Genomic DNA, 6,597 nt, shown 5'->3' with positions numbered 1-6,597 from the left:
CGGCTTCTTCCCCAGGAAGATCCATGCCGTCACAGCCGAAGGATTCATCCTAAAGCTAATCCTCTTTATCTTCGCCTACACGCTAGCTCAAGTAATTGAGTAGCTCGCAACTTGAGTTAATTAAGTATTTCACCAAAGTATAAGTTATTGCTTGTAACTGATAGGGTATGTAAAAAATAAAAACCGCAGCCAGATTAGTTCTGGCTGCGGTTTTTTGTTGGCTCAACTTATAGTGGTTGTTAATCCTCTGCTATATGGCCACCACCTGAAGCAATTGTTGTTCCTCTTCTTTTCTCTCCGCCATTCTCAATCTCTCTGTTTATCTCGTGGATGTCAACAGGTTGTGAGAAGTCACCTAAAAGATGCTTGGTAAAGTAGTCGCCCATTAGCCAGAAGAAGTACTCCGTCATGTCGCCGAAGCCGTGGCGCTGGCCCGGCATCAACATAAAGTCGAAGCGCTTGTTTGCTTTGATCAGGGCGTTTGCCATACGGATAGTGTTGGCTGGGTGCACGTTGTTATCTACATCGCCGGTTACCAGCAGCAGGTTTCCTTTCAGGTTCTTTGCCAGGTCCGGGTTCTTTTCGATGTTGTACACAAAAGTAGTGTCGCCTTTAGGAGTGATTAGCTCTTTTACACCATGGTGCTTCTCGCTCCACCAGCGGTTGTAGATGTTGTTCTCGTGGTTACCTGCGCCAGACACAGCTACCTTAAAGAAATCAGGGTAAACCAGCATGGCTGCCGTAGACATAAAGCCACCACCAGAGTGACCTGTAATGCCTATCTTGTTTATATCTATGAAGCGATGGCGGTCTGCCAACTGTTCAATGGCCGCTTTTTTGTCTGCTAGTCCATAGTCGCGCAGGTTGCCGTAGCCATAGGTGTGGTACCACTTAGAACGGGCAGGGTGGCCACCTCTGTTACCCACAGTTATCACCACAAAGCCAAGCTGCGCCAGGCGGTCAATGCGATCCATGCTGCGGCCAAACGATTTGTTAACGGCCTCTGTCTGCGGGCCAGGATACACATAGGCAATGACAGGGTATGTCTTGGTCGAGTCGAAATCAAACGGCTTATACATTACACCATAAATGTCGGTGATACCATCATCAGCTTTTACCTTGAACGGCTCCGGAAACTTGTAGCCGGTTGTCATCAGGCGACTCAGGTCAGCAGTTTCCAGGTCCATTACTTTGCGGCCTTTGTTGTCGAAGAGCGCAGATGTAGGTGTCGTATTTACTCTGGAGGCAGTGTTTGCAAAGTATGAATTGCCATCGTTTAAGTTTACGTTGTTGTCGAAGTTGCCTTTGTTTAGAAGGGTAAGTCCGCTGCCGTCGAAGTTAATGCGGTACAGGTGCACCAGGTATGGGTCTTCGCCAGCTTCGCGGCCATTGGCTGTAAAGTATAGCACGCGGTTTTTCTCATCAATGCCTTCTATACTTTCGCAGTGGTAAGAGCCCATTGTAATGCGGTTTTTCAGGTTTCCGTTACCATCATATAAATAGAAGTGTCCCCATCCGTCGCGCTCAGACCAGTGTATAAGTTCTTTGCCGCCATTTACAAGGCCCACGCGCTGTACTTCTACATAGGTGTTAAAACGCTCATTAATTACAGGTGTAACAGTGCCTGTAGCTACATCCAACTGGCAAACGTCTATCTTTTTAAGGTCGCGGCTGGTGCGGGTAAAGTATAGCTTGTTGTTGGTGCCATGCCAGATGTCAGGGCGGTGCTCATCATCGCGGTTCTTCTTCAGGTCCGGGGCCCCCCACAAACCTAACTCTTGGTCTTTAAAGGCGGCTGTATTTATCTTTTTTGATGATTTGTTGGCAAAGTCAAACACCATCAGGTCTCTTTTTGGGGCTTCCTTCTCGCCTGGCATCTGGTATTTGTAAGTTTCCAGTTCCGGACGGCCTTTAGCAGTGTTGTGGATCACCCACAGGTCTTTTACTTTACGCTCATCCGTACGGATAATGGTAAAGTACTTGGAGTCCGGTGACCAAAGTATACGTGCCGGCTTACGGGTGTTCTTGTTCTTTTCGCGCTCTACGTTTGTTTCGCCTCTGGTGTCGCCGTAGCTGTAGTGCTCTATGCCATCTTTGGTAAGCTGATGCTCTACTATTGTAGTGTCCTTGTCATTTTTCAGGGCTTTCTGGTAGTTGGCCATATCCATCCAGTACAGGTTGTGTTTGCGGGCAAAAACAACTGCTTTCTGGTCTGGGGATATAGAGGCCCAGCGTGCCTTGGCTTTTGGTTTTTCATAATCCTTTAACTCCTGCAACTGCTCAGTAGACAGGTTATAACGGAAGTGGAATGTTTTTTTCTGAAGCGAGTCCGGGGCAGATTTATCGGTTCTGTCTTTCTTTACTTCGTCGATAGAGCTTTTTACCTCGAACTGTATATGCTGCTCGTCTGCCAGAAACTTCAGGTTCTCGATAGGCAGGTGCTGCGCATCAAACGGGTCCTGCACAATCATGGTGATGGCAGAAGCAAGCTTGTCTTTATCAAAGAGCTGCTTTTTAGATTTGGTAGCAGGATCTACAATGTACCAGCTCTTGCCGTTGCTGGTCTCATACTCGTACCAGAACCTGTCAGACTGTTTAAGCCAGTGCGGGTCTATACTTGTGCTGAAGATAAGCTTTTGCAGCTTTTTAGGTGAAAAGCGCGATGCCAGCTGGTAGTTGCCCTTGGCCGGCGCAGGAGATTGCGCTTTAACCCCAAAGCAAAGCAGCAGGAGCAAAAGCGGCAGGTAAAGGTTTTTCATTTTAGGCTAAAAGTTTAAAAGAAGATTAGTTTAAAGATTAATGTAGTTATTTAAGATTAGTAAAAACACACCCGGTTGTAGGCAGAATCAATGGAGCGCTAAATGACCATTTTTTTCATAAAGCTGCCAGCCAACAACCATACTTACCAGCTATAGACAGGTTAAATAAGCGAAAGTTTAAAACAAAGTATACTTAAATGGTCTTCTTATTTGTTTGCATAGGTACAAGCGGTATGCATATAGCGTTCAAGGGCAAAACTTTTTGGCATCTTGTATGGATATAAGAGATTTATCCATTAGTTTTGCACCCTGAAATAACTCCGTTACAATAGTTAATCAATATAATTAAGTCAGATGGCGAATATTGGCAGAATTACCCAGGTTATCGGTCCGGTTGTGGACGTTAGCTTTGCAGGTGAAAACTCTAAGCTACCAAATATCTTGGATGCCCTTCAAGTGACGAAAGACAACGGCCAGGTAGTAGTACTGGAGTGTCAGCAGCACCTTGGCGAGGACCGTGTACGTACCATTGCGATGGACTCTACAGAAGGTCTTACGCGTGGCGCTGAAGTAGTTGACCTGGAAGGCCCTATCAAAATGCCAACAGGCGAAGGCATCAAAGGTCGCCTTTTCAACGTAATCGGCGAGGCCATTGATGGTATTCCGCAGCCTGTAAGCACAGGTGGTCTGCCAATTCACAGGTCTGCACCTCGTTTCGAAGATCTTGCTACTTCTTCTGAAGTATTATTCACAGGTATCAAAGTAATCGACCTTATCGAGCCTTATGCAAAAGGTGGTAAAATTGGTCTTTTCGGTGGTGCCGGTGTAGGTAAAACTGTATTGATCCAGGAACTGATCAACAACATCGCGAAAGCACACGGTGGTCTTTCTGTATTTGCCGGTGTGGGTGAGCGTACTCGTGAGGGTAATGACCTTCTTCGTGAAATGATCGAGGCTGGTATCGTGCGTTACGGTAAAGAGTTCTTAGAGTCTCTTGAGCACGGTGGATGGGATCTATCTAAAGTAGATCAGGAAGAACTGAAGGAGTCTAAAGCTACCTTCGTGTTCGGTCAGATGAACGAGCCTCCTGGGGCGCGTGCACGTGTGGCGCTTTCTGGTTTGACTATGGCGGAGTACTACCGCGATGGTGAGCCAGGTTCTAGCGACGCTGGTCGTGACATCCTTTTCTTCGTGGATAACATCTTCCGTTTCACGCAGGCAGGTTCTGAGGTATCGGCACTTCTTGGCCGTATGCCATCTGCGGTAGGTTACCAGCCAACGCTGGCAACTGAAATGGGTGCTATGCAGGAGCGTATCACGTCTACAAAGCGTGGTTCAATTACTTCGGTACAGGCCGTTTACGTGCCTGCCGACGACTTAACTGACCCAGCTCCAGCGACAACGTTCGCTCACCTGGATGCAACTACAGTACTTTCACGTAAGATATCTGAGCTTGGTATCTACCCTGCGGTAGACCCTCTTGACTCTACATCACGTATCCTTACGCCAGATGTAGTAGGCGAGGAGCACTACAACACAGCGCAGCGTGTAAAAGAGATCCTGCAGCGTTACAAAGAACTTCAGGATATCATCGCCATCCTTGGTATGGACGAACTATCTGACGAAGATAAAATGGTTGTACACAGAGCGCGCCGTGTGCAGCGTTTCCTGTCTCAGCCGTTCCACGTAGCAGAGCAGTTTACAGGCCTTAAAGGTGTTCTTGTAGATATCAAAGACACTATCAAAGGCTTTAACGAGATCATGGAAGGTAAGTATGACCACCTGCCAGAAGCAGCTTTCAACCTTGTAGGTACTATTGAAGATGCTGTTGCGAAAGGTGAGAAAATGCTTGCTGAAGCAAAATAAGTTTGAATTAGTTAAAAGTTAAGAGTTGAAAGTTAAGAGTTGGTTTCGCCAATGATGACTTTTAACTCTTAACTCTAAACTCTTAACTAATAAAGATGTATTTAGAAATAATCACACCTGATAAAAAGGTTTTTGCCGGTGAGGTAACATCAGCTCAGTTTCCGGGAGCCAACGGTTCGTTCGAGGTTCTGGATTCTCACGCGCCACTCATCAGCACCTTGGAACAAGGCAGAATCCGTGTTACTACCAACAAAAGCCAGGAATTTTTTACCGTTGACGGTGGTGTGGTAGAAGTACTGAACAACAAGATCATTGTACTTGCTGAGTCGGTAATCGAGTAACTGCAAGTATAACAAGTATAAAAAATCCTCTCCTGTTTGTAAAAGCAGGAGAGGATTTTCGTTTTAGGATAACTAAGAAAGTATAGTTTGAGATAAAGCTTTACTACTCTTTAACTACTGAGTATCACTGACTCAATAATTAAAGTGATATTATCAATCATTTTCAATCAATGGTATCTCTGCATTAATATTTACGGTGCTAGGCCCTTTATTAATCGTTTTTAGAGCATAAGCAACTTGTCAAGTATATTTTCCAGGGCAACAATCAAACATGCACCTGCTATTAATTTAAGTAAGGCTAAACTAACACCCTTTAATGTAAGGCTAAAGTATTGACGATCTCTCTTATAATCCCAATAATAGCCAATGCCTATAAAAACGATTGGTAAAAGTATAATAATGGTAAATACAGTAACAGATGTCATGGCAAAAGTCAGGTTTGATGTTGTGTAGGATATTTAAAATTCATGAGTCTAAACCTGCGAAATAGACTGTCATTTATAACATTTAAGCAATTGGGAGCGACAATTATTCAATAAGCTTCAAGCAAATTAATCAAACTAACATTAACATCGAGCTTTTCTATAACGTGTGCGGTTAGGCCTTCTAAGTATTTTATAGTAAATTCACGATATACCAAAACATCACACATGGCAGAGCCTAATTACCAGATGCAGTACTACATGTACCTGCTCAAAAAGCATTTCCGGAAAATACTCCTTGGTTTATTCGTGCTGATACTTTTACTCACATCTATAAAAACAGTAGGGCCAGAAGAAGAAGGAGTAGTGATACACCTGGGGCAGTATAGCCGTACGGTGCAGCCAGGACTTAACTTTATTCTGCCGTTTGGTATTGAGGAAATGAGAAAGATACCTGTAGAGCGGCAGCTTAAGCAGGAGTTTGGCTTTCGTACTGTTGAGGCGGGTACCAGTTCACAATACTCAAAAGAGAACTTCGGAGATGAGTCGCTGATGCTGACAGGTGACCTTAACCTGGCCAATGTAGAGTGGGTGGTGCAGTACCGTATCGTAAACTCCTATGACTACCTGTTTAAGGTAAGAGATGCCGAGAAAGCGCTTCGGGATATGTCGGAGGCAGCTGTACGCAAAGTAGTAGGAGACCGTACTGTAAACGAGGTTCTAACTGTAGGCCGTCAGGAAGTAGCTTCTAGCGTAGAGGTACTGTTACAGCGTATGTGCGATGAGTATGAAAACGGCATCCGGATAGACCAGGTAGTGCTGCAGGATGTAAACCCGCCTGAGCCTGTAAAACCATCCTTTAACGCTGTAAACCAGGCGCAGCAGGAACGTGAAACGCTGATCAACCAGGCAGAGTCGGAGTATAACCGAATTATTCCGCGTGCCCGTGGCGAGGCCGATGAAACCATACAACTGGCAGAAGCCTATTCACTTAAAAGGGTGAATGTAGCAACCGGTGAGGCTGCTCGGTTTAATTCCCTTTTCGAAGAATATGTAAAAGCACCTGAAGTAACCAAAAAGCGCATTTACCTGGAAACTATGGAAAGACTGATGCCTAAAGTCGGCAATAAGATCATAGTAGATGAAAGGGGAAACAATGTGCTCCCTCTGCTAAACCTGGACCAGTCTAAATCTGATAAGAAATAACCC

The 6,597-nt window shown here is 45.2% G+C and carries 5 protein-coding genes and 1 pseudogene; 4 read left to right on the top strand and 2 right to left on the bottom strand.

The window, feature by feature from the left end:
- Nucleotides 1–103 (top strand): annotated as a pseudogene (locus K0O23_RS20565) (IS982 family transposase); the annotation flags it as partial.
- Nucleotides 104–239: 136 nt separating this feature from the next.
- On the opposite strand, the gene K0O23_RS11865 reads toward K0O23_RS20565, so the two are convergent.
- Nucleotides 240–2,759, bottom strand: a complete 2,520-nt coding sequence (locus K0O23_RS11865) for a S9 family peptidase (protein ID WP_219877639.1) — start codon at nucleotides 2,757–2,759, stop codon at nucleotides 240–242.
- Nucleotides 2,760–3,113: 354 nt separating this feature from the next.
- Between K0O23_RS11865 and atpD the strand changes: the two genes are divergently transcribed.
- Both atpD and atpC read left to right on the top strand, forming a co-directional pair.
- Nucleotides 3,114–4,625, top strand: a complete 1,512-nt coding sequence (gene atpD, locus K0O23_RS11860) for a F0F1 ATP synthase subunit beta (RefSeq protein WP_219877638.1) — start codon at nucleotides 3,114–3,116, stop codon at nucleotides 4,623–4,625.
- Nucleotides 4,626–4,720: 95 nt separating this feature from the next.
- Nucleotides 4,721–4,966 carry an ATP synthase F1 subunit epsilon gene (gene atpC, locus K0O23_RS11855; RefSeq protein ID WP_219877637.1) on the top strand — a complete coding sequence of 82 codons (246 nt, stop codon included), beginning with the start codon at nucleotides 4,721–4,723 and terminating at the stop codon, nucleotides 4,964–4,966.
- 221 nt (nucleotides 4,967–5,187) lie between these two features.
- Here atpC and K0O23_RS11850 read toward each other — a convergent pair whose 3' ends face one another.
- Entirely contained in the window at nucleotides 5,188–5,391 is a 204-nt protein-coding gene (locus K0O23_RS11850; RefSeq protein ID WP_219877636.1) for a hypothetical protein, read from the bottom strand.
- A gap of 225 nt (nucleotides 5,392–5,616) precedes the next feature.
- On the opposite strand from K0O23_RS11850, the gene hflK reads away from it, so the two are divergent.
- Entirely contained in the window at nucleotides 5,617–6,594 is a 978-nt protein-coding gene (hflK, locus tag K0O23_RS11845) for an FtsH protease activity modulator HflK (protein WP_219877635.1), read from the top strand.
- The last annotated feature ends 3 nt before the right edge of the window (nucleotides 6,595–6,597 follow it).

This window comes from Pontibacter aydingkolensis (assembly GCF_019443125.1).
Taxonomy (GTDB): domain Bacteria; phylum Bacteroidota; class Bacteroidia; order Cytophagales; family Hymenobacteraceae; genus Pontibacter; species Pontibacter aydingkolensis.
This window is presented reverse-complemented; position numbering and strand designations above follow the sequence as displayed.

Bases quoted from the DNA above. Each gene is read 5' to 3' on its own strand.
- hflK (WP_219877635.1), top strand. From the start codon at position 5,617: ATGGCAGAGCCTAATTACCAGATGCAGTACTACATGTACCTGCTCAAA.
- K0O23_RS11865 (WP_219877639.1), bottom strand. From the start codon at position 2,759: ATGAAAAACCTTTACCTGCCGCTTTTGCTCCTGCTGCTTTGCTTTGGG.
- atpD (WP_219877638.1), top strand. From the start codon at position 3,114: ATGGCGAATATTGGCAGAATTACCCAGGTTATCGGTCCGGTTGTGGAC.
- K0O23_RS11850 (WP_219877636.1), bottom strand. From the start codon at position 5,391: ATGACATCTGTTACTGTATTTACCATTATTATACTTTTACCAATCGTT.
- atpC (WP_219877637.1), top strand. From the start codon at position 4,721: ATGTATTTAGAAATAATCACACCTGATAAAAAGGTTTTTGCCGGTGAG.